This window comes from Neorhizobium lilium, from assembly GCF_004053875.1.
In the GTDB taxonomy this organism is placed as follows: Bacteria; Pseudomonadota; Alphaproteobacteria; order Rhizobiales; family Rhizobiaceae; genus Neorhizobium; species Neorhizobium lilii.
This window is the reverse complement of sequence record NZ_SBIP01000001.1, coordinates 1052844-1079273: the sequence shown is the minus strand read 5'-3', so window position 1 is coordinate 1079273 and position 26430 is coordinate 1052844. Positions and strand designations below refer to the sequence as shown.

Below are 26430 nucleotides of genomic sequence, written 5' to 3'. Positions count from 1 at the left end.
CCGGCCGGGAGACCCTATACTGACAAAAGTGCGCCGGGTCTTGCGCCCGTCTGCCGGCCCTCGGCAATGACGGCAATACCGTTTACCCAGACATGCGTGATCCCGGATGGCAGTTCCCTCGAGTTCTCGAATGTCGCCCTGTCGGTGATTGCATCCTCGAATAGGACCAGATCTGCCGCGAGACCGGGGCGCAGCAGACCGCGATCAACCAGCGCAAACCGCTGGGCGGCGACGGAGGTCATCCGCCGAACCGCATCTTCGAGCGTAAACCACTTCTTGTCCCGGCGCAGAGGCCCTGCGATGCGCGGAAACGTGCCGAAGGCGCGCGGGTGCGGCTTTGATCCCGGTCGGGGCAGTCCATCGGAGCCCGCCATATAGAGCCTGTTGCAGCAGGCGGCGTGAAGATCATCCTCATCCAGCTGAAACAGGATGATACCGGTCTGTCCGTCATCCTCTTCGATGAAGCGCAGCAGCAGATCGAAAGGGGCGAGGTCCAGCATGGCCGCGGCCACGCACATGTCGAGTCCTTCCAGATGCTTCAGCCCATCGACGCTGACAGCTGACAGGCGGACGTTCTCCCAGCCGATCAGAAACACTTTGCTCTGGCCATGAAACCTGTCTCCACCATTTTCCACCCAGTCACGCAAGACCGAAAGGGCAACCGGGTCCCTCAACCGCTGCTTCAGACCGTCCAGTCCGCCATCCATGGCGGCGGCTGGAAGAAGCTGCAAGAGCCAGGTGCTGCCGGCCGGATAGGGATACATGTCGAAGCTGATATCGATGCCCTCGTCGCGCATGGCTTCGAGACGCTCGATGGCCGCCGGAATCTGGCCCCAGTTCGGCCGGCCGGCCGATTGCAGATGCGAGAGCAGTCCGGCGCAACCGGATGTCCGAAGTATGGCGCCGAACTCCTCTATGGCCTCCATCAGGCCAGCCTCATAGGAACGCACATGCGCGGCCAGAACCTTGCCGTAGCGCTGCAGGGTGCGGCCAATGGCAAACAGTTCGGCGTCCCCGGCAAAGGCGCTTGGCGGATAGACCAGACCGAGGGAGAGGCCGACGGCGCCCTGCCGGAGTTGCTCAGCCAGCAGATCGCACATGCGTTCGATCTCCGTCTCCGTCTCCGTCGCCGGTCGTCTGTCATGACCGATGACGGCGAGGCGCAGGGCCGCGTGGCCGACAAGAGAGACGACATTCAGCGCCACACCCTCGCCCATCAGGGCATCGCGATAGCCATTCAGATCCTCGAAGATTTCGGAATCCCGCGTTTCCCCGAGCAGGCCGGAAAAATGCTGTCGCAGGTTTTCACGCGAGTGCTGGTCGGCGGGATAGAGCGAAAAGGAGCAATTGCCGACGACGATGCTGGTCACTCCCTGAAATGCCTTTTCCGGCCGATCGGGTTCGCGCAGGAAGATCAGATCGTCATGGCAATGGGCATCGATGAAGCCGGGCGCCAGATAGCGGCCTTCGGCCTCGACCACCGCGACATTCCCATCAACCGCGAGAGCATGACCTATCCGGGCGATCACACCGTCCGAAATCAGGACATCGCCCCGGTACCAAGGCGCACCAGTGCCATCGATAATGCGCGCTTCGCGGATGAGCGTATCGATTATGACCGGTGTTCCTTCTACAGTTCGATTGGTTCTGCCGCCTGGATCAGGCAATCGCCGGACTGGCTGTCACAATGAAGCCGATGCGAGATCACGATTCCTGCCTCGGCGAAATACAGCGGCTCTTCCGGCTGGTCGAGACGTTCCAGATCGTGATACCAGCCGGCAAGATCCCCGGCTGTCACGCGTGCGCCAAGCTCGACGGCAGGTTCGAACCAGCCGCGCCGGGTCGCATAAATGCCCTGGCTGTGACGCGAAAGCGAGAGCAGTTGCAGAAGTGGTTTGTCCGCGGCCATCTTCCGTTGCAGCAATGGTGCATCGACGATGCCGAGGGTCAGGAGAAGATTATCCAGCGCCTGCGCCGTGAATGCCATGGACGACGGCGTCACCGTACCGCCACCGCCGAACTCACCCGACAGGCCAATGGAGCCGGCGCGGGACGCCGCACCCATGGATGTCGGAGCCGCCGGTCCGTTGTCGGCGATGAAGGCATGCGCCGCGCACATTGCCCGCATCAGCGCAACGGCACGATCGAAACGGGCGGCGTCCGCCTGCCGCTCAATCAGTGTGCAGGGCAAATGCGCCATCGAGGTGCCGCCGGAATGGAGGTCGAAAACCACCTCGTGGCGCGGAAAAAGCTCGTGCTCGAGGAAATGGGCCATACGCGCCGTCGGCGTGCCCGAGTGATCGCCGGGAAAGGCACGATTGAGATTACCGCCGTCAAAAGGCGAGCAGCGTTTCGCCGCCATGACGGCCGGAAGGTTCGCCATCGGGATGACGGTGACGGTGCCGCTGATCTTCGCCGGATCAAGACGGCGCATCAACCGGCCCAGCTGCAATTCGCCTTCGTATTCATCGCCATGGTTTCCGGCAATCAGCAGCAGGCTCGGGCCGTTGCCGTTCTTCACCCGCAGAAAGGGGATCTTGATCTGATAATAAGGTGAACGGTCGATCGAATAGGGAATGGCGAGAAAGCCTTCCTGCCGGCCGTCGGCGGCAAAATCGATCGAATGGACGAGACCCGTATGCATGTCTTTCTCCCAAGCGTCGGAAAGGGAAACCGGCGGCTGGATCCGCCGGTTCGAGGCAAACTCAGAGTGCCGCGACAGCCGTCATCTCGACCCGCAGGTCCGGATCGGCAAGGCGAGCCTCGACGCAGGCGCGGGCCGCCGGATTTTCGGGATCGAGCCATGCATCGTAAACGCCGTTCATGGCGTCGAAATCGACGATAGCAGGAAGGAAAATATTCACCGCCAGCAGTTTCGACTTGTCGGTGCCCGCTTCTTTCAGCAACTGCTCGATCTTTCCCAGCACATCGCGCGTCTGCTCCTCGATACCGGCCTTGCGGTTTTCAGCAACCTGTCCGGCGATATAAACCAGTCCGCCGTAGCTGACGGCCTGGCTCATTCGGGAACCCTTCTGATAGCGCATGATCATGTCGTGTCTTTTCCTTACTGTTTCGTTGGGAGGTTTTTTACTTGTTTCGGCCTAGCCGAAGCTTGTGGCAAAGGCTGCCGTGACCACATCGCCGGCGTCCAGGCCGTAAAGGACGGCATACCGGTCGAGGCAGGTGCAGGGATGCGAGATACCGAATTCGATGACATCGCCGATCCGGACCGCCTCGTCGCCGGCAAGATCCACAAAAGCATGCTGGTCATTGAGCCTGGTTACCGTTACCGCACCGATAGAGCGCAAGGACCGGCCTTCGCGATAAAGGGCAAGCGGGCGCGGAAGCCCCTGGTCCATCGCCACGTCGCGAAGGCCCATGCCACAGATGGCTGTACCTGGCTCGGGACGTGAAAGGACCTCCGCCCAGAGCCTCAGAGCCGGCTTGAAACCCTTCGAGGCGGACTCCACCACGCCGGCGATTTCCAGACCGTGCCGCGCGTCGAGACCGGAGAGCCCGCGCTCGTAGACGCCATGATCGTGAAAGAAGATGGCGCCGCTGCGCAGAACCAGCTGCGCATTGGCGTCGCCATCCAGGATCGGCTTCAGAGCCTTGACGACCATGTCAAAGAATACGGAACCGCCGGCCGTCACCAGCAACTTGCGCTCCACACCGACGCGGGCACGCACGGCAGCATAGAAATCCGCGGTCAATTGCATCAGGTTCGCGATGCGCGTCGCGGTTTCCGCGGGGTCGGTCGTGGCAGCGGCACCTTCATAGGAGGCAATACCCGCCAGCCCGAAGGTTTCCGTCTCGACGGCGAGAACAGCGTCGAGAATGGCTTCGGCCGCCGCTTTCGAACGGGCGCCGGCGCGGGCGGCACCTGTTTCAACAAGAAGGCCCAGAACCGGCAGATCCGTGCGGCCTTTCCAGGCGGACGCAAGGGCTGCGACCAGCTCGGGAGAGTCCACGAAGATGGAGATTTCCGCTTCCGGATGGCGCGCCAGCAGCGCCGCCAGTCGTCTGGCTGCGGCCGGTCCGCCGATCTCGTTGGCAAGGATCAACCGCTTGAGACCCGCCTTGAGCATTACCGATGCCTGACGGATGTCGGCAACCGTGGTACCCCAGGCACCGGCAGCGACTAGACTCTTTGCAAGATCCGTCGACATCGGCGTCTTGGCATGCGGCGCAATCTCGATATTGTGCGCTTTGACATAGCGCATCATGAGGTCCGTATTGGCCGCAAAGGCGGCGCGGTCGAGCGAGATCAGCGGCAGCGACATCTCGCCATCGTAAGGCTTCCAGCCCCTGGCCGCGATGTCGGCGAGCGGCAACGGCGGATGCCCGGCCGGGAAGCCACGGATACGGTCGTCAAGCAGGAGGGCGTCGCCAGGAGTGGAAAGAAACAGATCGGACATTGCCTATTCCAATGGGTTGCCGTCGACGCCAAGATCCATGCGATAGGTCCGGTTCGCCGTCGTGAAGAAAAGATCGCGCTGTTCGTCGGTGCTTAACGTCGCAGTGAAGGTGTGGAAGGCATCATAAATCTCTCCGAAGGACGCATGCAGGCCGGCGACGGGAAAATCGCTGGCAAACATCGAGCGTCGGCTTCCGAAGCAATCGAGGCAGTGTTCGACGACCGGACGCAGGCTGTCGAGGGTCCAGTGGTTGTCATAGGCCACGAGGTCGGAGATCTTGATCAGCACGTTGTCGGCATGCGCAAGTTCCCGCAGGCCCGCGCGCCACAGTGCCATGCCATGGGGGCTGCGGTCGGCCGGACTGCCGCAGTGATTGAGAATGAACAGGGTCTCCGGGTGATCGGCCGCCAGCCCTACGGCCTCATTCATCTGCCAGGGAAACAGCATCAGATCGAATGTCAGGCCAAGCCGCGTCATTTGCGTAAGACCGGCGCGCCAAACGGGATCGCTCATCAGGCCCTGCCGTCGTGCGAAGCTTTTGGGCGGATCCGGATGCCAGCTGACGATATCGCGGATACCGACGACATCCGGATTGGCCGCCTCTGTCTCCAGCCAACGCTCGGCGTCCGGCCCGTCGAGCGGCACATGCGCAACGAGGCGCCGGGCAACACCCTGGCGTTTGTCCAGTCCGCTCAGCCAGCCGCTCTCCTCCAGTGGAAATTCATCCGCCCAGCCGGCGTCGATATGAACCGTAGCGACGATATTGTGGCCCGCGGCATCGGCCAGATAGTCCTCGACGCCATAGTCGCGCTGGATCGCAGCGATGCTTCCGAACACCATTTCGCCGTCCACATCGGGCTTCCGGCGCAGCCACGGATGACGGTCCATCGTCAAATCCCAGAGATGATGGTGTGGGTCGATGACCGGCCCCTGATAGGGCTTCATCGGCGTGCCTCGCGTCCCGAAATCAGCAGCAGAGCGAGGATAAGCGACCCGAACATGATGCTGCGCCAACCCGGCGAGGCATTGACGATGGTGATCAGCGCAGTCGTCGTCACCAGCAGGATGGCACCGGGGATCGTGCCGGCATAGGTGCCACGACCGCCGAGAATGGAAGTGCCCCCCAGTACGACGGCCGCAATCGAGGTCAGCAGATAAGGATCGCCGATGCCGACATATCCCTGACGGTTCATGCCGAGGATGAGGATTCCAGCAACACCCGAAAAGAAGCCCGACAGCGCATAGAGCACAAGCGTGTTGCGGGTGATGCTGATGCCGGACAGGCGGGCGGCGACCGGATTGGCGCCAAGCGCGAGAAACCGCGATCCCATCGGCGTGCGATGCAGGATCAGAAGAACCGAGATGGCGACGACGATCCAAAGGATGACGCCGGCCGGAATGCCGAGCGGTCGCGCCTGACCGAGCCAGATCACCGAGGCATTGGTGACGGAAACGGCGCTGCCCCCGGCCACCATCACCAGCAGCCCCTGAAGAAAGGTCGCCATCGCCAGCGTCATGATGATGGGCGGCACGCGCAGATAGGCGGCACCGGCGCCGTTTAGCAGTCCGATACCGGTGGCAATTGCCAGCGCCAGCGCAATGCCGACGATCCCGCTGGGGTCTGCGGCCGGTGAAATCAGCGGCAACAGGATCGCGGTGACGGTAATGATCGCGCCAACAGAGAGATCGATGCCACCCATGATGATGACCAGCGTCTGACCAGCAGCGACGATGCCGATGACCGCCGACAGTTCGAGCAGATAGCGCAGATGACCGTAGGCGCCGAAGCCTCTCAGCGTCAGGCTTGCCACCAGCCAGACGAGCGCGACAAGCAGGAATGTCAGCAGCGGCGGACTGCGAAACAGACCACGGACGGCTGTTGAAACGGGGTTCATTTTTTTCTCCGTTGTGCTGTCAGTTCCGGAATGGCGACGGCGCCAACGATGATCAGTCCCTGCGCCACATATTGCGCGACTGGCGGGAAGCCGAGGAAGAACATCACATTGATCATGACGGAGAGCAGCAGGCTGCCGCAGATCGCACCGCGCATCGTGCCCTTGCCACCGAGAAAGCCGACGCCGCCAAGCACGGCCGCTGCAATCGAATTCAGCGTGAAGGGATTGCCGATCAACGGATCGCCCGAGCCGGTTTGCGCGGCAACGAACAGGCCGGCCAGTGCCGCCAGCAACCCGGAGATAGCGAAAGCCGCAACCTTGACCCTTTCGACGGAAACACCGGAGCGGAAGGCGCCGACCGGATTTTCACCCGCGGCATACATTCCAAGACCCGCTGGCGTCGCCATGAACAGCTTCCAACCGGCAATGGCAACGAGCAGCAGACAAAAGGCGACGGGCGTATTCCCCGCAAGCAGATCCGAGAACCAGCCAGGAATGAAGCCACCCGGACGAGGCAGGATCAGAAGGGCGATACCGGTGATAATGAAGGACCCGGCAAGCGTGACGATAATCGCCGGCAAACGCAGATGCGCGACGATGATACCGGTAATGGCACCGATCCCGAGGCCGATAGCGGCGACAGCTGCGATGCCGCCCCATGTGCCGGCGAACCCGCCCATGCTTGTGGCGGCAATGACCGCCCCGAGGCTGACCAGCGGGCCGACCGACAGTGTGATGCCGCCATTCAGCATCAGCAGCGCCTGGGCCATCGTGACGAGCGCCAACGGAAACCAGTTCTGGGTGAATTTCGAAAAGCCACCGATGCTGACAATACCCGGAAACAGCCAGACGTAGAGCAGCAGGAAGGCCACGACAACGATGTAAAGTCCGCCAAGACCACGATTGCGGCGGCTCTGGATTGCCCGATACAGGCCGGAAGAGGAAATGGAACGGGTGGTCATGCTGCTTCCCTGGACGTCAGGCCCATGGCCGCGCCGACGATGGCTTCCTCAGTAATCTCCGCGCGCTGGAGGGCGGCGACCGTGCGGCCATCGCGAAACACCAGAACCCGGTCGCATAGATGAACAAGTTCCGGCGTATCCGAACTCAGCAGGATCACCAGCTTACCCTCGGCCGCAAAGCCGCGCAGCATCAGGTAGATTTCGCGCTTGGTTTCGATATCGACACCGCGGGTCGGGTCGTTCAGCAGAAGCACGGACGGGTCGAGCGGCAGCCATTTTGCAAGCGCCACCTTCTGCTGGTTGCCGCCCGAGAGCGCCTGCACCGGACGACCGGTATCGCCCTTGATCATCAGTCGGCTGGCAAGCTGCAACACGGTGTTCTTCTCCGCACCCCTGTCGCGAAAACCGTTCTTCGTCAGTTTTCCGAGAGACGGCATCAGCAGATTGGTGGCGATCGAATGCGGCAGCACCAGACCTTCCTTCTTGCGGTCGGCCGGTACATAGGCAAGACCTGCCGCATTGGCCGCTCCGACATCGGAAAACAGACCATCGCGCTCGCAAAGCCGCGCCGTCTTCACAGAGCCCGGCAGCGCACCATAAAGGCCGAGCAGAAAATCTTCCTGCCCCTGCCCGACAAGACCGCCGATGCCGACGATTTCGCCTGCACGCGCAGAAAAATCGATATCGCGCACCATGCCGGCCGACAGCCCGGTCACAGAAATGCGTTCCTCACCAGGCAGAACGGCTTCCCAGGTCGGAAACAGATCGCCAGGGTCCCGGCCGACCATCAGCTTGACCAGACCTTCGGCATCGACGCCGGCCAGCGGCTGATCGGCGGTGACGACGCCATCTTTCAGAACTGTCACATGCGAACACAGCGCGCGCACCTCGTTCAGGCGGTGGGAAATATAGAGCAGTGCGATCCCCTGATCGCGCAGCTTCAGAATGAGAGCGGAAAGAATGCCGGCTTCATGCGCCGAGAGCGACGAAGTTGGCTCGTCGAGGATCAGCACGCGTGGCTTGAGGAAAAGGGCCTTCGCAATCTCGACCATCTGGCGGCGGCCGAGGGAGAGATCTCCGACCGGCGTATCCAGTGCTTCCGTGAGGCCGACCATGTCGCACACGGTTTTCACCTGCTCTGCCAGCGCCTTGTAGTCGACAAGCCCGAAGCGTCGCGGGTATGCCCCGAGGCCGACATTTTCGGCAATCGACAGTTCGGAGGCTAGGCTCAGCTCCTGCTGGACCACGGCAACCCCAGCGGCGCGTGCGGCACCGGGGTTGAATCTGGAGACGGCCTTGCCATCCACCGCGATCTCGCCGCCGTCGGGCTGGAGAGCGCCCGACAGAAGATTGATCAGAGTCGATTTCCCCGCGCCGTTTTCTCCGAGCAGCGCATGAACACGGCCCGGCTGCAGCGAAATGCTGATGCCTTTAAGCACAGGATTACCGAAGAAACCCTTCGAGATACCGCGCGCCTCCAGCAGAGGCATGGATGAAATCATCACAGGACCGCCTTTGTCTGTTCGGATGTCGGCTTACTGGGCCAGCAGCTTGTCGAACAATGCCTTGTCGTAGTCGGAATAGATGTAGCCGTCGGCCGGGAACTTGTCGGCACGGGCAAGATAACTGTCGACATTGCTGTCGTCGATGACTGGCAGCGGCACGGTGATCTTCGGCTTGACATCCTTGCCTTCTAGCGCCTGAACGGCGGTGTAGACTGAAAACGCACCCAGCCAGTTCGGCTGCATCGTTGCCCAACCCTTGAGGCCCTTCTCCTTCCAAAGCTCCAGAAACTGGCGGGCATTTTCGCCAGTGGTCGGAACCTGCTCGCGGCCTTGACGATCGAAGGCCATGACGGACCCGGCTGAAAGCGCGCCGCCGAGCGAGAGAACGCCGTCGATTTCCGGATTCGCGAACAACAGGCTGGTCATCGCTTCCTGTGCGGGAGCGACGTTGTAATCGGTGTTGGTTTCCGTGATGACCTGCAAGCCGGGGTTGGCGTCGAGCACAGGCTGCGCACCCTTGCGGCGGTCGTCACTAACGGAAATGCCGGCCGGGCCATTCATAATGATAATCTTGCCCTTGCCGCCGAGCTGATCGACCATCCACTTGGCAGCCGTCGCACCCCACTGCGAGGAATCCGTGTTGATCTTCGCAGTCACTTTGTCGGTGTTAACCAGGCTGTCGAAGTTGACGATGGCAATGCCCTTGTCGCAGGCATCGGCGATGACGCGGTCCAGCGCGTTCGACGACCCGGCGATGACGACGATCGCGTCGACATTGGCATCGATCATCGACTGGATATGCTGGATCTGTGTCTGCGCGTTGCCTTGCGCATCTGTGATCATCAGATCCTTGACCTGACCGGTCTTTTTCAGTTCCTCGACTTCAGCGGTGATGGTGCCTTCGGTCTGCTTCATCCACGTCGGCACGGAATAGATATTGGCCCAGCCAATCGTGAACGGCGCCTTACGGTCGCCCTTGACGCAGTTTGCGGCAGCCAGTGCCGTGCCTGTGCCGCCAACCATCAAAAAAGCGGCGGCGCTGACACCAGCCAACAAGCTTCCAAGGCGCGGCATCGTCTTCAAAAATGCGGTCTTCATGTGGCGTTCCCCTGTTTGATTGCATTCGCAACCTTGAAAAATCTCTGGCAATGACATATGTCCAATATAATAGACAAATGATCTAAATAATGGACATTTTGACTATATGCCATTTTTTTGAGCCAACAAGTCCCATGATGAATTTTCATCCGTTTTCCATTGAAGAGCCGGAATGAAGGGAGCGTTGACAAGAAGCCCATTTGGTTGAAACAAGCGCAGCTGAATTCGAAGAGGATCCGACATCACATGGACGCCATCATTGACAACGCGATTGGCAAACGCACGCGCGGGCTTGATCGCGCCTTTGAAATTCTCGATTTCCTGCGCGTCAAGCGCGAGCCGATGAAGCCGAACGAAATCGCGGCCCAGATCGGCGCGCCGCGCTCATCCGTGTATGAGTTGGTCAATCTGTTATTGAGAAACGGCATTCTCGATTATGCAGGTGGCGAAGGCCGGGTCTTTCTGGGCCGGAAACTCTATTTTCTCGGCAGCGCCTATGAAGAACACTACGACTTCACGCGGGAATGCGAGGCGGCGCTGGCCCATGTGGCCAGCGACACCGGTGAAACTGCGCAGTTCTGCATGCTGGACGGAAATAAATATACCGTTGTGCGGATGAAGGAAGGCGCGCGACCGTTCCGCATTTCCTCCGATGTCGGTCTTTCCGTGCCGATCCCCTGGACAGCGTCCGGTCGGCTATTGGTCGGTCATCTCTCAGACACGGAAATCCGCGACTTTATACCGGCGGGGGATTTTACCCTGCCGAATGGCGAATGGCTCGATCCGGATACATTCATCGCCGAGGTTCGGCAGGCGGGGCGCAGCGGAGAATTCACCTTCAACAGCATCGTGGACAGTTTTACGCATTGCTTTGCCGTGCCGATCAAGGGCGACAATGACCTCTGCGTCGCTACTCTGTGTCTTGTCTCCCCGCGGGAAGACGGCCTGAAGAAGCGAACCGAATACCTCGCCTGTTTGAAATCGGCGGCCCTGTCACTCGCCGACAACAAGACCCGGCGAACCGGGACGGCGCTATTTTCCTGATCCGGCAACATTTTGCTGCGGATTATGTCGACAGCCTTGAGCCATCGGACAATAGCATCCAAGCCCGGACCGAGAGTATTTTTCAGTTCTGCTGTCAACTCGTCTTCGATTCCGCAGGTCTGTCCGACTCGAGGCTTACTGTCGCGCTATTGATTGGATCGCGGTTTCGATGACTGGTAACGTCCGCCCGACGACACTCGACGGCGTTAAGGGGTAGGTTCCGGCTGGGGGCGGAATGACACTCTAAGCCGTTGCTTCCTTGGGCCAGAGGTATTCACCGGTCAGTAATATGTGCGCCCAACCCAGCGGAGAGATATGCGCCAGAAGTTCGGGCGCCACATCAAGCCCTTCATTCCGGCGCTCTGCGACTGTATGACCGGAGATGGAGGGTGTTCCAGTAGATGATGATTGCGGTGAGCAGGTTGAGTCCGGCGATCCCGTATGTTGGCCTTCGGTGGTTCGGTCACGGATGTCGCCCTGGCGGCCGATACGCAGCGCATTCTTGAGAGCATGGTGGGCCCCGCCCTTGTTAAGGCCGATCTGGGCACGCCGCTGCATGTCCGTGTCGAGGATCCACTCTACAATAAAGAGTGTCCACTCCACGCGGCCGACCTCACGCAGCGCAACCGCCAGATCGTTCTGGCGTGGATAGGAGGCGAGCTTACGGAGCAACTGGCTCGGCTTGATCTTGCCGGAAGCCATGGTCGCGGCGCAGCGGAACAGGTCGGGCCAGTTCGTGATGATCAATTCCTCACGGATCTTGCCACCGACCAGTTGCGCAAATCCTTGGGTGTCCCTCCGGGATTGAACACGTGAAGACGCTTCGAAGGTAAATCGTGGATGCGCAAGACAAGGCGTATCCGAGCATGCCGCTGGTACCGAACAGTTGATCGGTAAAGCCGGCCGTATCTGCATATTGCTCGCTAACCTTACGACCGGCCTCATTTATCAGCAGACCGTCGAGGATGTATGGCGCCTCGCTGACTGTCGCGGGAATAGTCTGTGACGCGAACGGCACGAACTGGTCGTTGACGTGAGTGTAAGCGTTGAGGCCGGGTTCGTTGCCATAATTGGCGTTGACCATGTTCATCGCCTCGCCCTGCCGGGCCGAAGGGAACAACTGGCCATCGCTCGATGAGGTCGTTCCCATGCCCCAGAACCGGGACATCGGCAGTTTTGCTTGCGCGGCCACCACGATCGCCAGCGCCTGGTCCATTGCGTCACTTTCGACATGCCACCGGGCAAGGCGCGATAGCTGCCGATAATCATACGTGTTTGTGGCCTCCGCCATCTTCCGCAGTCCCAGGTTGAGCCTTCTACGAGCAGGACATTGAGCAGGCCGACCTGGTCACCGCATGGAGCCCGGTCTCAGATGGGTGAAGGCCTCGGTAAAGCCGAGCGTAGTATCAACCTCCAACAAGATGTTGGTGATCCTAACTGGCGGCATCCGGCGATAGAGATCGAGAATCAGTTCCTCGGCACTGTCTGGAACGTCAGCCGTCAGCCGGTCGATCCGCAACGTTCCATCCTCGATGCTGCCACGAGGGATGGTTCCGTCGCGCGTGGCGCGTGCAAGTCTCTTCAGGGCATCGGCAAGCCGAGCCTTTCGATCAGTAAGCCATACCTGCGGATCGAGGGGCACCGCCAGTCTGGTGTTAGCTTGTGCTGCAATCATCGGCACCAATACCTGTTTGAGATCGCCATACCGGCGCGAAAGGTCGAGCCAGATGTCACCGGATCGGAAGGCATCCCGCAGGTGGCTCCGCTAAGCGCGACGATCGCAGCGTACAGCGTAAATCGGCACCTGAAAGCTCATCAGCGTCCCGCTGTCCCATAGAAGTTGAGAAATTCGTGTTTCCTTCGCATGGCGCATCATCCAGTCGCGCCACATGCCGTAAGGCCGCTCTACCGGAACCATCAGGACCTCTCCGATGAGACGGGCATGAAAGAACTGCTCCCAAGTTATTCCTGCGATATCGGACTGATCACCGCAAACGGCGTGATGAATGCCAGTAAAAGGGCCGCCAGAATCGCCTGCCTGCGGACGCTACCGTTGGAGAAGATCAGGCGACTGTCTCATCGCCAGTCCCAGCATTCTTGAATCACTAAGCCGGTCGCAGGTTATACTCGTGAACGTAGATAAGCAGATGCTCAAGTAGCTTTCTTGCGAAACCTGGAAGTTGCGCTTCATTGCGTACGCAGATGTAAAGTTCACGTTCAGCCCAAGCATCGACAATGGCAAACGTTTGGAACGCCATCCGTTGGCCGTAACGCTCAGCAGCGCTCTCTGGAACAATGCCAACGCCGGCGCCAAATGAAACCATGTGGCACAGTGCTTCGAAGCTTTCGCACCGGAAGCGAATGTTGGGTCGCCGCCCGAGTTCGTTGGCAAGACGTCGCAGAAATTGAGACAGCGCTACCTTTTCCTGAAGCGCTATTACCGGATAGTCGAGGATCGATGAGAAAGACGTTGGGCCTTCCATTAGGACGTTCGTCGGAACGATAAGTACTAGCCGGTCGGACACAAATCTCCAACGTTGGAGTTCGGACATATCCGCTGAAGCAGCTACGATGCCGATGTCCGCTTCGCCGTCTTTCAGAAGATTGACGACCTCATGGCTTGGCTTGTCTTTTACCGAGAGGAAGATGTCGGGATTCTGCTGCAGGAACGGCCCGAGGGCTTGGGGCATATGTTCGGAGAGCATGTTTGTGTTTGATAGGAGCCGAACTGTGCCACTGTGTCCTTCGGCAAAAGCATCAAGTTCCACATCGATCCTCCGGGCGTCGTCAAGCACTTTGCGAGCTTGCCTTGCGAACATGTCGCCCGCCAGCGTCGGCCGGATGCCGCGTCCAGTACGTTCAAAAAGCTCAAGGTTGAACGCCTTCTCCAGCCGTTTAAGCCGTGTACTTACGGCGGCCACGACGATGTTATTTGCAGCGGCAGCGGCGGAAAGGCTTCCACGATCAACAGCAGCCACGAAAATTTTCAGATCAATCAGGTCGAACTTGTACATGAGTTTTCACATTCCATGAAGTCAGCCTCTACGACATACTGATATTCATTCGTGCCGGCTAGACGCTAAGAGCGGAAACAAGTCGCAGTCGCGGTACATCGGCAGGCACGCTTCAGTGTTCCTTATTGGAATCCTAGATCACAGTCTTTTCGCGGGGCAGTGCTTTGGGTATGACGGCAGTTTGATGTGCCGCGGTGGTTCGCGGCGATGCGGATCAGCCTTGCTCGTGGAGGAGAAGCTGGGTCTGGCCCTAACGTTTCATGCTTCGTGAAAGCCCGGGTCCAATGCCTACGCCTCCTCCGACCGTTCCGCAGCCGAACCGACGCGCTGTTTTTAGAGATCTTCGCATGCCGCTACGCCAGACATTACTCTGTCTCTGGGCGTTGATCGGCACCATAGGTTTTGCCCTCGCTCAGGATGCGCCCAGCGCCTCATTCAATCTGATCGCTCGCGGCCGGTATCTAGCGATGGCCGCCGATTGTGCCGCCTGTCATACTGCTCCGCATGGCGGCCAGCCTTTTGCCGGTGGCTATGCCATCGAATCGCCACTCGGCGCAATCTTCTCGACCAACATTACGCCATCCAAGGCGAACGGCATCGGCGACTATAGCGAGCAGGACTTTGCCCGGGCTGTGCGCGAAGGTATCGCCAAGGACGGCACCCATCTCTACCCGGCCATGCCTTTCACGGCCTACGCGAAAATCTCGGACGAGGACACGGAGGCGCTCTACGCCTATTTCATGCATGAGGTCAAAGCAGTCGACACAGCGCCGCAGAAGACCGCTTTGCCCTTTCCGTTTAACATTCGCGCCTCCATGGCAGCTTGGAACGTGCTGTTTCTCGATAAGGGTGAATTTAAGCCGGATGCGTCGAAGTCCTCGGAATGGAATCGCGGCGCCTATCTCGCCGAGGCACTCGGACATTGCGGCACCTGCCACACGCCGCGCAACGACCTGATGGCGGAAATCGGAACCAAATCGTTGGCTGGCGGCTCGGTCGGCTCCTGGTATGCGCCCAACATCACTTCCGACAAGATCGCTGGAATCGGCGGCTGGTCGGACGACGAACTCGTTCAATATCTGAGCACCGGACATGTGGCCGGCAAGGCCCAGGCCGCTGGCCCGATGGCCGAGGCTGTCGAGAACAGCCTGCAATATCTCCTGGGCGACGATCTAAAGGCGCTGGTCGTCTATCTCAAAGACACCAAGCCGATCGCATCCGACGAAGCCTCGCCGCGTTACACGCTCGGCACGCCGTCGCCAGCGGAAGCCGGCCTGCGCGGCCTGCCGGGTCAAAGCATTCAAGAAAACGGCTTCCACGTGTTCAGCGGTGCCTGCGCCGCCTGCCACCAAGTTGGTGGCGAGGGCACCAAGCATTATCCTTCGCTCTTTCACAGCACCACAACCGGCGGCGATAATCCGGACAACCTAATCGCGACGATCCTGTTTGGCCTGACGCGTACAGTCAAAGGCATGCCGGCCTTCGGTCCGAACGCTGCCTTCACCGACAGGCTGTCGGACAAGGATATCGCCGACGTCAGCAATTATGTCCTGCAGCACTTCGGCAATGCATCGGTGACGGTCACGCCTGCGGATGTGGTGCGGGTTCGTGATGGTGGCGAAAAGCCGATCCTCGCTGCAGTCGCGCCGTTCATTGTTCCAGTCATCGTTGTTGTCGTCATCATCCTGCTGCTCGTGCTTGCCTTGTTCGTGGCGCGTCGCCGCCGTGGCACGGTCACAGCCTGATCCCATCCCTGTCCTGACTGCCTCCTTGAGGATATCAGCATGTCAATCGACACTCGCAATTCAGGCTCCGCAATGAGCCACTCCTTTCACCGGCGTGATCTCCTGCGCGCGACTGTTGCCGTCGGCGGGCTGGCGGCACTTGCCGGACTCGCCACGTCGCTGTCGGCTGCCGCCGCAAATGATGACGCCCAGAGCTTCACCCAGCTGTCGGAATTCCTGACAGGCTACAAGCTCGACCCGGTTCTCGGCGCACGCTACCTCGCGGCATTCGCCAAGCGCAGTAAGACGCTACACGCCGATATTGCCGTTCTGCAGCAGATCATCAGGCAGTCGGGCGTATCCAATATGGACGCCTTCCTGGCGCTGAAGCCGACCGATCCGAACGTGATGAAAACGGCGACGCTGATCGTCTCCGGATGGTATCTCGGCGTCGTCGGCGAACCGGCCGATGCGGAACTCATCACCTATGAAGAAGCGCTGATGTATCGCCCGACCAAGGGCATTCTCCCCGTCCCGACCTACGGTCCCGGCCCGAACGCCTGGGGGCCGAAGCCCGACAGCAAGATCTGACAGGAACTGAGACAATGGCTAATGACGCATATGATGCGGACCTGATCGTTATCGGTTCGGGCGTAATGGGCGGCATCGTCGCCGCAAATCTTGCCAAAGCCGGCAAGAAGGTCATCATTCTGGAAGCCGGACCGCGGGTCGACCGACGCGAGATCGTCGAGACCTTCCGCAACGCGCCGGTCAAGCTTTCGCTCGCCAATGCCAAGCTGCAGGGCGCCGGCTCGCCCTTCCCCAGCCTGCCGCATGCGCCGTCCACCTATGGCGACTATCTTCAGTTCGAAGGACCGATTAAATACAACACCTCCTACCTGCGCGTCGTTGGAGGCACGACTTGGCATTTCGGCTCGGCTCTGTGGCGGATGATCCCCAACGACTTTAAGCTGCAGTCACTCTACGGCCGTGGCCGCGACTGGCCGATCAGCTATGACGATCTGGAGCCCTTCTACAACAAGGCGGAGCTGGAACTCGGTGTCACCGGCCTCGACGGCCAGGACGAGAGCGGCCAAGGCGGCGGCCCAATGCCGCCGCGCACCATGCCCTTCCCGATGAGGCAGCTGAATTCCAGCTACATGTTCGAGACGCTTGCGGAAAAGCTCGCCGTTGGCGGCTTCAATCCGGTGCTCGAGCCGCATGGCCGCGCCTCGCGTCCCTATGGCAACCGCCCGGTCTGCGCCGGCAACAACAACTGCAATCCGGTCTGTCCGATCGGTGCCAAATATGACGGCTCGATGCATATCGACGAGGCTGAGCGCCATGGCGCCAAGCTGCTCGACAACTCGGTCGTCTACAAGATCGAGGCCGGCGACGACGGCAAAATCACAGGAATTTGGTACAAGAAGCCGGACAATTCTGAACACAAGCTGACGGCGAAGTATTTCGTGCTCGCCGCCTACGGCATCGAATCTGCCAAGCTGCTGCTGATTTCGACCTCGGCCAAATATCCGAACGGCATCGCCAATTCTTCCGACCAGGTTGGCCGTAACCTAATGGACCATACCGGCATCAGCATGAACATGCTGACCAAGGAAGACATGTGGCCGGGCGAAGGCCCGACTGAGCTGCTGGTGTATCTCAACCAGCGCGACGGCGAATTCCGCAAGGATTACCCGAGCTACAAGATCAAGGTGCGCAACACCGTGCCGACCGCCCAGATGACCGAAGGCTTCATCAAGAAGGGCATTCTGGGTTCAAAGCTCGACGCCGAGATCCGCAAGTATTCAGCCCGCTCGCTCAACTGGGCGATCGATTTCGAACCGCTGCCGCTCGCTGAAAACCGCGTTACTCCGTCAAAGACCAAGTTCGATGCGCTCGGCATTCCGGTGCCGAGCCTCTATTACAGCATTACCGACTACTGGAATGCGGGCCGCGACCGCGGACTTCAGGATCTCAACAAGATCGCGCAACTGCTAGACGCAGAGGTTCTGTCTACTGACGTCAAATGGCAGAACCGCCAGCACGTGATGGGCACAACGCGCATGGGCGACGATCCGAATGATTCGGTCGTCGATCGCGATTGCCGCACGCATGACCACCACAATATGTTCATTGCCGGCACCAGCGTGATGCCCTCGGCTTCGTGCATGAACCCGACCCTAACCGGCGCCGCCCTAAGCGTGCGCATCGCCGAGCAGTTGCTCAGGGAAGTCTGAGCGGGAGCAGGTAGTTCTGCTATCTCCTTGGCTCATGCCGCCAGGAGTAGTGCTCCCGACTCGCTTGTCTTCATCAAAAATATGGAGCAATCAAATGATGAACAGAATCGCATGCTTAGCCATTTTCCTGCTAGCACTGTTTGGGACTGCACTTGCGCAGACCAACGGCGGAAGCCTAACCGGCGGCACGGTTGAGACCGGCGGGGGTAACTCAGGAAATTCAGCCGACGGCATGCCTGACAGTGGTCAGTCGAACGGGAAAACGCTTAGTGGTAGTGCCAGCAATGCAGGGGAGAAACCTTCGCTTGGGGGCAGCCATCTAAACGCAGACTGTGTGCATGGGCCTGAGGGAGCAACGAGCAATCCAGCGGGCGAGGCCTCAGCCAGTATAAACGGCTCCTGCCCCAAATAAGACGCTTCGCACCGATCAGGCATGCGACGGGCGTCGTCATTGTCGGCTTTGCCCGATCTCGATCTAGCATGTCTAATTTTAGATTAAGGGGTCAAGGTCCGCATTCCTTCAAGAGCTGCGAGGACACCGGTCTCTGCATAAGGCCGAAACCTCTCATCAATAGATTGATCAGCGCTGGATCGGTGCCAGGTGCAATCGCCGTTCAACGCTGTGTGGCCCGCGACCCGCGTGATACTCCCCACCGTCCGTGTTGTTGTGGATGAGCTCGTTCGACGCGCCAGCGCTCACACGCTTGTCTTATGATTTCCTTGCTCCTTGGTGAGAAAAAGAAGCGCCGGCGTGGGTGGCCGCCCAGGCCGGCGATGGAGGACGGATCGTGGACACGCAGGCCGCCATTCTTGCGAGTGCCGGGCCGAGCTTTAGCAGGCGGCAATGACGAGCCTTACGTTCGCCTCCAGGTCAGCCTGTAGCAAGACTGGCGGACCGGAATGGGTTCGGGACGTGTCATGGCGGTCGCCCGCGCTCAATGGCAGCTATTTCATCCCCGGTTTCCAGGACCGGATGGTCTGCGCGCCGCCCCTACTGGCCATTTCGGAGAGCAAGCAGTTGCCCTGATTGGAAGATTTAAGGCGAACATAAGACAGTTAATCGCCGGTGGTCGGCGGTTCGACTTCTTTCAAGGCGAAAGGATCGCCTATGTCCGACCCGAAGACATAGGTAACAGATTGTCCTAAGACATGGGTGACAACTTCGTGCCGAACGGGTTGTCGATGGTCTGCAAAGTCTTCTGCTCCAGCTAGATATAACCGAGATCATAGTGCATGAAGCTGACGAGGTGGGCGATGGCAGGTGAAGTCTTCAGATAATGGGGGTTGGCGACCAAGATTAGTCCGCTTGCACCCAATGGTTTCGCGCTCAAAGTCGAATCTCCGACAGGACCGGCCCTGACGGCGATATCGAAGCCCTCGCCTATCAGGTCCACCAGCCGATCCGTCAGAAGCAGTTCAACTTTCACCTCGGGGAATTTTTCGTGTATTCCGTCACTGCCTCGCAGATAGGAGTGAAGTCGAAGTCTGCGAGCGCCGTGATCTTGAGGGTGCCTGTAGGGCGCTTCTGGAACACCGACGCTTCCTCGCCAGCGCTCACGAGTGCCGCCACCGCCGCCTCCGCTTTCCTGAAGAATATCTCTCCCGCATCAGTAAGATGAAGCTTCCTTGTTGTTTGAATGAGGAGGCTCACGCCGAGGGCCTTTTCGAGGTCCGAGATTCAGTCGCTGACTGTGGAGTTTGGCAGATCGAGCTCCAGCGCGGCCTTTGTGAAGCTCCCGAGCGATAGACATTCACCGACGATAAGGTCCGGAAATAGCCGGTTTCCCTGTGATACATGGATGATGCCGAGCTCCACGATGGCGCGGGGCGTTAACGTCGAGAGCTTCACGCCATTGAACGCGATGGACCCCTTGCTGGGTTTGATCAGACCCGACACCGTTCGCAACAATGTCATCTTGCCGTGACCGTTGGGGCCGAAGAGCCCGACGTTGCCATGGGCACCCATTTGAGAGGCTGAGATCGTGCAGAACGTCGATGCGGCCGTAGCCGCTTGTGAGGCCCGTTATATCAAGGCGCTGGCTCATGCGTCGTGCTTTCTGGTGCCGAAGTAGGCTTCGACCACGCGTGGATCGGCAAGGACCGCGTCCGGATCACCTGCCGCCAGAACCTTTCCCTGGTTAAGAGCCATGAGCTGTTGCGACAAGCTCATCAGAAACGTCAGGACATGCTCGATCAGGACGATCGTGACACCGCGCTCCGAAATCCGCCTGATAAGGTCGGCCACAGTCTGCTTGTCGGTTTCGCCGATCGCTTTCGCGATCGCCTGGTGGTCGCTCGCGTCTGGTCAACCGAGAGCCCGGTAGAGTCTTTCTGCCCATTCGTGCCGGGCGTCAGACGTCGCCAGCAGGTCGTTCCTCAATTCAATGAGGATTGCTTCCAATCCGCGGTCCTCGCCGTGGATTGGTATCGCATAGTCGCTGCTGCGCTCGATTACGTACGGCACGTTCGCTGCAACCGTCAGCCCGGTCTCGCCAGACAGCAGTCCGATTGTCCTGTCCGCAAATTTCGCGGAGCGATCAAACAAGATGCCTGCATGCCATGGACGGCTGATGCCCAGGAAGACCGGCGTAAATGAGTGGATGGCGACGATCTTCGTCGATCTTCCTTCAGCCAGCCTCTGGTCGAGGTGTTGCTCCACGGCAGACTGAAACGGCTCGAATATCCGCTCGATCCGAACCTGCCGGTTTTCGTCGGTTATGCCCATATTGCCAGGAACGGCAGTGCTTTCAGATCGGACAGGGATGCTCGTAGGGCTATCGAGTGGACGATTCAGGTCGATGAGAAGGCGCGAATATCTCCCGAGGAAGCACGGTGAATCCAGCATCTCTGACAACAGGCGGCTCACGGCCTCCGCACCGATATCCCAAGCGATGTGCCGGACAAGTTCTTCGTCTGGCAGCCCGAGGCCATCGAACGATGGAGGGATGTAGTTTGACGCGTGCTCACAGATCAGAACAATCTCGGACCGACCGGCCTCGTTGACGATCTCAACTGGTTCTGGCCATTCCGCAACGTCGATGCCGGGGGTGGATGTCAATAGACGGCTCTATAGCGCTCGCACACAGCGTCTTCATCGAGCCCCTCGAAGATCTTGAGTTCGAAGCGCTTCATGCCGATGTAAGTCTCAAGAAATAGTCCCGAGAACCATGAGGTGACGGTCTGATCCTCCTGCAGCGCGATGAGCGCCTGATCGAGAGTTTCAGGAAGCCGGCGCAATCCCTTTTCGCGCCGCTCTTGCTCGGTCATTGCTGACGGATCGCCGGAGAAAATCGGAGGACAGGACAGCGCATCCGTTAGGCCGGCAAGGCCAGCCCTCACGATTGCAGCCAATGCGAGGTATGGACTGGCTGTGGCGTCGGCGGCGCGATATTCGACGTTGTAGCTCTTAGCCGGATCGCGTCCGCCGAGGGTCACAGTTGGACATATCCGCAAGGTCGCTTCGCGGTCCTTGTCACCAAGCCAGGTATACGAGGAACTCCAATTGTGCGGCTTGAGGCGGTAGTAGGAAGAAACGCTGGCGGCGCTGAGAGCGGTCAACGCCGGCAGGTGCTTGAGAATCCCGGCGCAGAACGAGCCAGCCTGAACGGAAAGGCCTGACTCTCTCGCCCCATCATACGTCACGGGCTCTCCGTCCGGGCCGATCAGGCTGAAATGGATGTGAACGCCGTTGCCAACAGAGGACGGCGTCGTCTTTGGTGCGAATGTCGCGCGCCATCCCTTGTTGCGGGCAACCTCGCGAACGATTTCTCTGAGCGCCACGGCGCGATCTGCCGCTGTGACACCATCCGTGGGCGCATAGGTCACTTCAAACTGGTCAACTCCAAACTCCGAGATGATCACTTCGGGAGATATGCCGGCCTCGTCAAGCGCGGACACCACCTGTGAGGCAAAGCCATCAGCCCTCCGCAAACCTGCGAAAGACAGAACGTGCTCGGCAGGCAGGTCCGCGTCCAGGATCTGGAACTCATGCTCGAAACTGACTTTTAACGTTAGTCCAGTCGCAGACTTGAGATCCGCCAGTGCGTCTTGAAGTATCGTTCTCGTGCAGCAGGACCATGGCGTACCGTCCAATTCGACCAGGTTTCCGTGAATGAGGTCGAAGGGTGTCGTGGAGCCGGTCTTCGTCGTTCGATATCGCGCACCGCCGTCGGGGAGCAAGCGCAAATCGCCGGATGATCCCCACGGATTGGGATTGGCGATGGAATTGAAAGGTGTCAGCGAGAGGTTCGCCTGAAGCCAGCCAACCCCGCTGGATGTCGTGGCCTCAAGCCGCTCACTCGAAACGAAGCGGCCTCTCGTGACGGCCGCGATGTCCGTCGTGACAATACCGGTCAGCGATTGGTAGTCGCTCATGCAGCCGCCCTCATTTCAAGGCGGCGGATCACTGTTTCGGTATCTGAAACCCAGCAATAGCCGCCAAATGCCTTGAGTGCGGTGTCGTGCCGTTCTTGCGTGGTTGCTGCGCAGGCATCTGAAACGCAGGTGACCAGATATCCTTTGTCCGCTGCGTCCCTCACGGCCATATCGACGCACTGGTCGGTCATGATGCCCGTGATGATGAGGTAGCGGACACCCATATTTCTGAGAACGTAGTCGATATTTGTTGAGTTGAAGACGCCTGATGATGTCTTGGGGATGAGGATTTCATCGCCCTTTGGAGCAAGGTTTTCGAGTGGCAGTCCCTCGGGACAACTTGGCGCAATGTGGATGGGGGTCAGCTTGTGATCGAGTGACCGATCCCTGCCGTCCTCGGTCAGACTTTGGATGATCGTATGGACAACTTCGATTCCGCTGGCACGCGCCGCAGCCAAGAGCCGCTCGTTGTTCGGTACCGTCACCGATGCAGTCTGGCGATAGAAATAGTGCTCCGGTCCCCGCTCCGGGTGATCAGGGTCCAAGCCCGGCTCAAGCCATATGCGCTGCATGTCGACAAGCAGGATCGCCGTTTCGCCTGCCACATAGGGCGCATCTCGGCGAGGAAGTTGATCAGGCATTGGAAGCGTCACCTTTCTTTCTTTTTGGTCCGGGTTGAATGGGGTTCGCTTCGGATCTCGCTGGAACGCCATCTCTGCCGTCCAATGTCACCAAATTCCGCGCCCGGATCGCTTCAACGTTCTCAATCCGTCGGCGGGTGACGTCATCGAGTGAAGACAGAATCTGTGCGATGAGCGCTTCGATCTGCGCCACTGCAGGCGCCAAAGTATCGTAGGGCGAGGGAACATCGAGCGGACAGATGATCACCACCTCAGCCCGTTCTGATATGGGAGAGAGCCACTGGTCCGTAAAAAGGACGACCGTCGCGCCCCTCTCGGCGGCCTGGTTGGCGAATGCCACAACGTCGTTTTGATAGCGGCGATAGTCGAATGCGATGAGCACATCACGCTTGCCGTATTCAACTAGCGTATCGAAAGCCTGTGCCGTCAATGGGCCGATATCATGCACATTGGCGCGCAGTTGAGACAGATAACCCGAAAGCATACCGGCAATGTGGCGACTGAATCGACCACCGACGAGGCCAACACGACCTTTTGCCTCCGTGATGATTCTTGCCACCCGGTCGTACGTATTGGCCGGAGTTGCACCGATGGTCCTATCCACACATTCGGACACTGCATGCAGGTATTCCTCGGCTATACCGGGCGCACAATCGCTCGCCCGTTTCGTTTCCATCATCAGCAGCGGCGAGTGTAGGCGGGCTTCCACTTCAGTCAGAAGATTGCGCTGCAGGTCGAGAAATCCCTCGAAGCCAAGCTTGACCGCAAGGCGTACAACAGTTGCATCGCTAACGCCGGCTTTCCGTGCTAGATTGCTTGCCGTGCCCAGCCCTGATGCGGGATAATCCGCAAGCAAAATCTGAACAATCCTCTCCTCCGACGGGGTCAGATTGAGTTCGCCACCGAGCAGCAGCCTTCTTACGTCGCTTGCCACAGACCTATCCACTCTGGATTTGATTATGCAGAATACCAAATTTATTTGCAAATTGAAAGAATAATTTCAAAATCGCCAAGACCGGGAGGTATCTCCGCGCCGCCATGATTATGAATGTATTTTTTCATTTGTGGCCGATGTATCGGGCACTGAAAACCGATTGACATAATTAAGGTGACAGGCCTAACCTCAGGCCAACGCAGCGAAGACTGTCGGGAACGACGTATTTTCAGAATCAGACTGCAATGACGTGCCTGACAGGTCGGCGCTCTGCCGGTGCTTGCGCGGCCTGTCGGATAGGTGTTTTCAGCCGGGCGCGGGTCCGGCGAAATTCGTTCTACGATTACGGCTGGTTTCGAGAACGCGTATTTTGACGACGTTCCGCAAACACTGCAGCTTAGTGCCTCGAAGGGACATGGACGAATGCAGCCAAGTGGATCGCGTATGATGAGGTTAAGCCAGGAGCAGATCGTTGCGTCTATTGCCGTTTTGATATTTGCGGCGGCGTCCTTCGCACTGCCCGGATTTTTCACGCCCGAGAACATCGTATCCATTGTGCGCTCTATTTCGGTTCTGGGGATTCTCGCCCTTGGCATGGCGATCGTGATAATCGGGCGCGGCATCGATCTCTCCGCCGTCGCAATCATGGCGATGTCGGTGGCCTGGTACCTTCAACTGCTGAATGACGGCTCATCCGACGGCGCGGCGTTAATGCTGGTGTTGGCCGGTGTCCTTTGCATCGGCCTGCTAAACGGCTTTCTGGTTGCCTACGCAGACGTTCCAGCCATTTTCGTTACGTTAGCGAGTGGCTCGTTTGTCTTTGGATTTGTCCGATCGCAACTCATCACCCAGGACGCGGTGCCGGTGCCGAGTGGCCATTGGCTCCAATCGCTGGGTGGATTGCGTTTTCTAGACATACCTGTCGAAGTCTTCATCTTTGCAGGCCTGGCATTCCTTGTCTTCCTGTTCCTAAGATACACCAAGTGGGGCCGCTACGTTTATTATGCGGGGGACAATCCCGTGGCCGCTCGCAATGTGGGAATGCCCATTCGGCCAATGCTAGTGCTTCGATACGTCATTTCCGCCGTCATATCCCTGATGGCCGGTCTCCTGACTGCCGCAAGCCTTCATTCGATCAACACCCGTGTTGTCAATTCGACCCTGCTCTACGACATCGTGCTTGTTGCGGTGATAGGCGGAATAGGGTTGTCGGGCGGCAAAGGTGGCGTGCGGAACGTGCTCTACGGCGCCGCTTTGATCGGCATCATGCTGAACGCAATGACGATTATCGACATTCCGCTGATCTATCAGAACCTAATCAAGTCCACGATCCTCCTGGCTGCAATCATCATCGACGGGTTTCTGAACCCACGTGACGAGCAGACCGCCCAGCAGGGAGATATCTAAGCATACAGCCAGCGCAGGCGAACATCTGAACCGTCAACAGCAATGAGGAATCCAATGAAATACGCAAAGATGCTTTTGGCCGCAGCGGCCACGCTTTCCATCTCTCTCTTGGCTCTGCCTGCGCCTGCGCAGGAAGATCCTGGTCCGGCAGCCTACTCCCAATCGCTGAAAGGCAAGCGGGTGATGCTTGTTCCAATGGCGATGGGCTTCGATCTCGCTCAGGGATGGTCGAGCTACATCAAGACGGAAGTCGAGGCATTCGGTGGCGTCTTCGAGACACGCGATCCCAACTGGAGTGTCGAGGCGGGTGCTCAGGCTATCACCGAAGCCATTTCCTCGGACACCAGGCCGGACGTGTTGATTGTACATTCGCCGGACCTCAACTCGTATGCACGCCTGTTGAAGAAGGCGCAGGCGGCCGGTACCTATGTCGTCCTGATCGACAATCCCGCAAATTTTGCCGCAGATGCGTTCGTCGGAAGCGATTGGGACCGGCTTGGCCAGCTCGAGGCTGAGGCGGTCATCAAAGGCTGCGGCCCGACGTCATCGAAGAAAGTCGGCCTGGTCCAGGGTGACCAGGTCAACGCCTCCAGCCTTTATCAGTATGCCGGCATCATGAAGGTGATGGAAAAGAACCCACAGTTCCAGATTGTCGCCAAGCCGGACTCAAACTGGGACGCCACCACGTCGCGGAATGTTACGACCACGATGCTTCAGCAGCATCCTGATGTTTGCGGCATCATTGACTTCTGGGATGGCGATGCCACGGGAGCAGCGGCGGCAATTCGTGACGCGAAATTGCAGGATAAAGTGTTTCTCGTGACGACCGGCGGCGGCGAGAAAGCGGCCGATTGCGACAACCTCGAGAATGGCACCTACGGCGCTGTGGTGATGACCGACCTTCACCACCAGTCGCGTGACATCAATGCGATCATCAAGTTCTTGCTGCAGAGCGGCCAGCCCGCCGGAACGTCGAAAACCTACATCTACACGTTGGAAAAGGCGACGACGAAAGCAGATCTGAAGCCAGACAGCTGCTGGGACCTCAAGTCACTTCAGACCGCAGCCAAGTAACAATTGAACCGCTTCTTTGAACAACGACACGTGACCTTCTCCGCGTTTGGGGAAGGGGTACTCGTGCCCATCGCTTTCCTTTTCCTAAATTTTGTTCGGG

28 protein-coding genes and 1 pseudogene are annotated in these 26430 nt (G+C 59.1%); 7 read left to right on the top strand and 22 right to left on the bottom strand.

Features of this window, described 5'->3' with window-relative positions; genetic code table 11:
- Positions 1-14 precede the first annotated feature (14 nt).
- The 9 genes from EPK99_RS05000 to EPK99_RS04960 form a co-directional block, all read right to left on the bottom strand.
- A complete protein-coding gene (locus tag EPK99_RS05000; RefSeq protein ID WP_205909052.1) occupies positions 15-1667 on the bottom strand; it encodes an N-acyl-D-amino-acid deacylase family protein in 1653 nt (550 codons plus the stop codon).
- Complete coding sequence (locus EPK99_RS04995; RefSeq protein ID WP_128441653.1) at positions 1631-2644, bottom strand: succinylglutamate desuccinylase/aspartoacylase family protein; 1014 nt, start codon at positions 2642-2644, stop codon at positions 1631-1633. Before EPK99_RS04995 ends, EPK99_RS05000 begins: the two co-directional genes overlap by 37 nt.
- Positions 2645-2705: 61 nt before the next feature.
- Positions 2706-3050: a RidA family protein gene (locus EPK99_RS04990; protein WP_128441651.1), complete on the bottom strand. Its 345-nt coding sequence runs from the start codon at positions 3048-3050 to the stop codon at positions 2706-2708.
- A 51-nt stretch (positions 3051-3101) separates the two neighbouring features.
- Positions 3102-4418 (bottom strand): alanine racemase, encoded by a 1317-nt coding sequence (locus EPK99_RS04985; RefSeq protein ID WP_128441649.1) that lies wholly within the window; start codon positions 4416-4418, stop codon positions 3102-3104.
- Between the two features lie 3 nt (positions 4419-4421).
- Positions 4422-5363, bottom strand: a complete 942-nt coding sequence (locus EPK99_RS04980) for an amidohydrolase family protein (protein WP_128441646.1) — start codon at positions 5361-5363, stop codon at positions 4422-4424.
- Positions 5360-6313, bottom strand: coding sequence for an ABC transporter permease (locus EPK99_RS04975; RefSeq protein ID WP_128441644.1), 954 nt, complete (start codon positions 6311-6313; stop codon positions 5360-5362). Before EPK99_RS04975 ends, EPK99_RS04980 begins: the two co-directional genes overlap by 4 nt.
- Positions 6310-7275: an ABC transporter permease gene (locus tag EPK99_RS04970; RefSeq protein WP_128441642.1), complete on the bottom strand. Its 966-nt coding sequence runs from the start codon at positions 7273-7275 to the stop codon at positions 6310-6312. The genes EPK99_RS04975 and EPK99_RS04970 overlap by 4 nt, the downstream gene beginning before the upstream one ends.
- Positions 7272-8777: a sugar ABC transporter ATP-binding protein gene (locus EPK99_RS04965; RefSeq protein ID WP_128441639.1), complete on the bottom strand. Its 1506-nt coding sequence runs from the start codon at positions 8775-8777 to the stop codon at positions 7272-7274. The genes EPK99_RS04970 and EPK99_RS04965 overlap by 4 nt, the downstream gene beginning before the upstream one ends.
- Positions 8778-8810: 33 nt before the next feature.
- Positions 8811-9878 carry an ABC transporter substrate-binding protein gene (locus tag EPK99_RS04960; RefSeq protein ID WP_128441637.1) on the bottom strand — a complete coding sequence of 356 codons (1068 nt, stop codon included), beginning with the start codon at positions 9876-9878 and terminating at the stop codon, positions 8811-8813.
- Between the two features lie 246 nt (positions 9879-10124).
- Between EPK99_RS04960 and EPK99_RS04955 the strand changes: the two genes are divergently transcribed.
- Positions 10125-10922 (top strand): IclR family transcriptional regulator, encoded by a 798-nt coding sequence (locus EPK99_RS04955; protein WP_128441635.1) that lies wholly within the window; start codon positions 10125-10127, stop codon positions 10920-10922.
- 243 nt (positions 10923-11165) lie between these two features.
- Here EPK99_RS04955 and EPK99_RS25890 read toward each other — a convergent pair whose 3' ends face one another.
- The 5 genes from EPK99_RS25890 to EPK99_RS04940 all read right to left on the bottom strand — a co-directional run bounded on the left by EPK99_RS25890 (position 11166) and on the right by EPK99_RS04940 (position 13936).
- Positions 11166-11681, bottom strand: coding sequence for a Tn3 family transposase (locus tag EPK99_RS25890; protein WP_281033451.1), 516 nt, complete (start codon positions 11679-11681; stop codon positions 11166-11168).
- Entirely contained in the window at positions 11674-12213 is a 540-nt protein-coding gene (locus tag EPK99_RS25885; protein ID WP_281033439.1) for a Tn3 family transposase, read from the bottom strand. The genes EPK99_RS25890 and EPK99_RS25885 overlap by 8 nt, the downstream gene beginning before the upstream one ends.
- Positions 12214-12270: 57 nt before the next feature.
- The gene (locus tag EPK99_RS25660) at positions 12271-12597 is read right to left on the bottom strand and encodes a hypothetical protein (RefSeq protein ID WP_245455668.1); all 327 of its coding nucleotides are present in this window, start codon (positions 12595-12597) and stop codon (positions 12271-12273) included.
- Positions 12598-12687: 90 nt separating this feature from the next.
- A complete protein-coding gene (gene alaE, locus EPK99_RS26055; protein ID WP_425374176.1) occupies positions 12688-12888 on the bottom strand; it encodes an L-alanine exporter AlaE in 201 nt (66 codons plus the stop codon).
- Positions 12889-13027: 139 nt separating this feature from the next.
- A complete protein-coding gene (locus tag EPK99_RS04940; RefSeq protein WP_128441632.1) occupies positions 13028-13936 on the bottom strand; it encodes a LysR family transcriptional regulator in 909 nt (302 codons plus the stop codon).
- A 347-nt stretch (positions 13937-14283) separates the two neighbouring features.
- Here EPK99_RS04940 and EPK99_RS04935 point away from each other — a divergent pair, with 347 nt between their 5' ends.
- From EPK99_RS04935 to EPK99_RS04920, 4 genes are all read left to right on the top strand, one after another.
- Entirely contained in the window at positions 14284-15681 is a 1398-nt protein-coding gene (locus EPK99_RS04935; protein WP_128441630.1) for a c-type cytochrome, read from the top strand.
- A 39-nt stretch (positions 15682-15720) separates the two neighbouring features.
- Positions 15721-16251 (top strand): sugar dehydrogenase complex small subunit, encoded by a 531-nt coding sequence (locus EPK99_RS04930; protein ID WP_128441628.1) that lies wholly within the window; start codon positions 15721-15723, stop codon positions 16249-16251.
- 14 nt (positions 16252-16265) lie between these two features.
- Positions 16266-17900 (top strand): GMC family oxidoreductase, encoded by a 1635-nt coding sequence (locus EPK99_RS04925; protein WP_128441626.1) that lies wholly within the window; start codon positions 16266-16268, stop codon positions 17898-17900.
- Between the two features lie 844 nt (positions 17901-18744).
- Positions 18745-18927: a hypothetical protein gene (locus EPK99_RS04920; protein WP_128441619.1), complete on the top strand. Its 183-nt coding sequence runs from the start codon at positions 18745-18747 to the stop codon at positions 18925-18927.
- 298 nt (positions 18928-19225) lie between these two features.
- Here EPK99_RS04920 and EPK99_RS26050 read toward each other — a convergent pair.
- From EPK99_RS26050 to EPK99_RS04890, 8 genes and pseudogenes are all read right to left on the bottom strand, one after another.
- Positions 19226-19294: pseudogene (locus EPK99_RS26050) on the bottom strand (hypothetical protein); the annotation flags it as partial.
- 29 nt (positions 19295-19323) lie between these two features.
- The gene (locus tag EPK99_RS25650; protein ID WP_245455663.1) at positions 19324-19551 is read right to left on the bottom strand and encodes a hypothetical protein; all 228 of its coding nucleotides are present in this window, start codon (positions 19549-19551) and stop codon (positions 19324-19326) included.
- A gap of 27 nt (positions 19552-19578) precedes the next feature.
- On the bottom strand, positions 19579-19866 hold the full coding sequence (locus EPK99_RS25645; RefSeq protein ID WP_245455661.1) for an ATP-binding cassette domain-containing protein: 288 nt from the start codon (positions 19864-19866) through the stop codon (positions 19579-19581).
- Between the two features lie 75 nt (positions 19867-19941).
- The gene (locus EPK99_RS04910) at positions 19942-20145 is read right to left on the bottom strand and encodes an ABC transporter ATP-binding protein C-terminal domain-containing protein (RefSeq protein WP_245455659.1); all 204 of its coding nucleotides are present in this window, start codon (positions 20143-20145) and stop codon (positions 19942-19944) included.
- A 60-nt stretch (positions 20146-20205) separates the two neighbouring features.
- The gene (locus EPK99_RS04905) at positions 20206-20958 is read right to left on the bottom strand and encodes an N-formylglutamate amidohydrolase (RefSeq protein WP_164901694.1); all 753 of its coding nucleotides are present in this window, start codon (positions 20956-20958) and stop codon (positions 20206-20208) included.
- The gene (locus EPK99_RS04900; protein ID WP_128441615.1) at positions 20955-22274 is read right to left on the bottom strand and encodes a glutamine synthetase family protein; all 1320 of its coding nucleotides are present in this window, start codon (positions 22272-22274) and stop codon (positions 20955-20957) included. The genes EPK99_RS04905 and EPK99_RS04900 overlap by 4 nt, the downstream gene beginning before the upstream one ends.
- Positions 22271-22915 (bottom strand): cysteine hydrolase family protein, encoded by a 645-nt coding sequence (locus tag EPK99_RS04895; protein WP_128442165.1) that lies wholly within the window; start codon positions 22913-22915, stop codon positions 22271-22273. Before EPK99_RS04895 ends, EPK99_RS04900 begins: the two co-directional genes overlap by 4 nt.
- Positions 22908-23849 (bottom strand): MurR/RpiR family transcriptional regulator, encoded by a 942-nt coding sequence (locus EPK99_RS04890; RefSeq protein WP_128441613.1) that lies wholly within the window; start codon positions 23847-23849, stop codon positions 22908-22910. Before EPK99_RS04890 ends, EPK99_RS04895 begins: the two co-directional genes overlap by 8 nt.
- A gap of 423 nt (positions 23850-24272) precedes the next feature.
- Here EPK99_RS04890 and EPK99_RS04885 point away from each other — a divergent pair, with 423 nt between their 5' ends.
- Positions 24273-25256, top strand: coding sequence for an ABC transporter permease (locus tag EPK99_RS04885; protein ID WP_128442164.1), 984 nt, complete (start codon positions 24273-24275; stop codon positions 25254-25256).
- A gap of 54 nt (positions 25257-25310) precedes the next feature.
- Positions 25311-26330 carry a sugar ABC transporter substrate-binding protein gene (locus EPK99_RS04880; RefSeq protein ID WP_128441610.1) on the top strand — a complete coding sequence of 340 codons (1020 nt, stop codon included), beginning with the start codon at positions 25311-25313 and terminating at the stop codon, positions 26328-26330.
- Positions 26331-26430: the final 100 nt, after the last annotated feature.

Excerpts from the sequence above, each read along its gene's own strand:
- EPK99_RS04995 (WP_128441653.1), bottom strand. The coding sequence starts at position 2,644 with ATGCATACGGGTCTCGTCCATTCGATCGATTTTGCCGCCGACGGCCGG.
- EPK99_RS04990 (WP_128441651.1), bottom strand. The coding sequence starts at position 3,050 with ATGATCATGCGCTATCAGAAGGGTTCCCGAATGAGCCAGGCCGTCAGC.
- EPK99_RS04985 (WP_128441649.1), bottom strand. The coding sequence starts at position 4,418 with ATGTCCGATCTGTTTCTTTCCACTCCTGGCGACGCCCTCCTGCTTGAC.
- EPK99_RS04980 (WP_128441646.1), bottom strand. The coding sequence starts at position 5,363 with ATGAAGCCCTATCAGGGGCCGGTCATCGACCCACACCATCATCTCTGG.
- EPK99_RS04975 (WP_128441644.1), bottom strand. The coding sequence starts at position 6,313 with ATGAACCCCGTTTCAACAGCCGTCCGTGGTCTGTTTCGCAGTCCGCCG.
- EPK99_RS04970 (WP_128441642.1), bottom strand. The coding sequence starts at position 7,275 with ATGACCACCCGTTCCATTTCCTCTTCCGGCCTGTATCGGGCAATCCAG.
- EPK99_RS04965 (WP_128441639.1), bottom strand. The coding sequence starts at position 8,777 with ATGATTTCATCCATGCCTCTGCTGGAGGCGCGCGGTATCTCGAAGGGT.
- EPK99_RS04960 (WP_128441637.1), bottom strand. The coding sequence starts at position 9,878 with ATGAAGACCGCATTTTTGAAGACGATGCCGCGCCTTGGAAGCTTGTTG.
- EPK99_RS04955 (WP_128441635.1), top strand. The coding sequence starts at position 10,125 with ATGGACGCCATCATTGACAACGCGATTGGCAAACGCACGCGCGGGCTT.
- EPK99_RS25885 (WP_281033439.1), bottom strand. The coding sequence starts at position 12,213 with ATGGCGGAGGCCACAAACACGTATGATTATCGGCAGCTATCGCGCCTT.
- EPK99_RS25660 (WP_245455668.1), bottom strand. The coding sequence starts at position 12,597 with ATGATTGCAGCACAAGCTAACACCAGACTGGCGGTGCCCCTCGATCCG.
- EPK99_RS04940 (WP_128441632.1), bottom strand. The coding sequence starts at position 13,936 with ATGTACAAGTTCGACCTGATTGATCTGAAAATTTTCGTGGCTGCTGTT.
- EPK99_RS04935 (WP_128441630.1), top strand. The coding sequence starts at position 14,284 with ATGCCGCTACGCCAGACATTACTCTGTCTCTGGGCGTTGATCGGCACC.
- EPK99_RS04930 (WP_128441628.1), top strand. The coding sequence starts at position 15,721 with ATGTCAATCGACACTCGCAATTCAGGCTCCGCAATGAGCCACTCCTTT.
- EPK99_RS04925 (WP_128441626.1), top strand. The coding sequence starts at position 16,266 with ATGGCTAATGACGCATATGATGCGGACCTGATCGTTATCGGTTCGGGC.
- EPK99_RS04920 (WP_128441619.1), top strand. The coding sequence starts at position 18,745 with ATGACGAGCCTTACGTTCGCCTCCAGGTCAGCCTGTAGCAAGACTGGC.
- EPK99_RS25645 (WP_245455661.1), bottom strand. The coding sequence starts at position 19,866 with ATGGGTGCCCATGGCAACGTCGGGCTCTTCGGCCCCAACGGTCACGGC.
- EPK99_RS04900 (WP_128441615.1), bottom strand. The coding sequence starts at position 22,274 with ATGAGCGACTACCAATCGCTGACCGGTATTGTCACGACGGACATCGCG.
- EPK99_RS04895 (WP_128442165.1), bottom strand. The coding sequence starts at position 22,915 with ATGCCTGATCAACTTCCTCGCCGAGATGCGCCCTATGTGGCAGGCGAA.
- EPK99_RS04885 (WP_128442164.1), top strand. The coding sequence starts at position 24,273 with ATGCAGCCAAGTGGATCGCGTATGATGAGGTTAAGCCAGGAGCAGATC.
- EPK99_RS04880 (WP_128441610.1), top strand. The coding sequence starts at position 25,311 with ATGAAATACGCAAAGATGCTTTTGGCCGCAGCGGCCACGCTTTCCATC.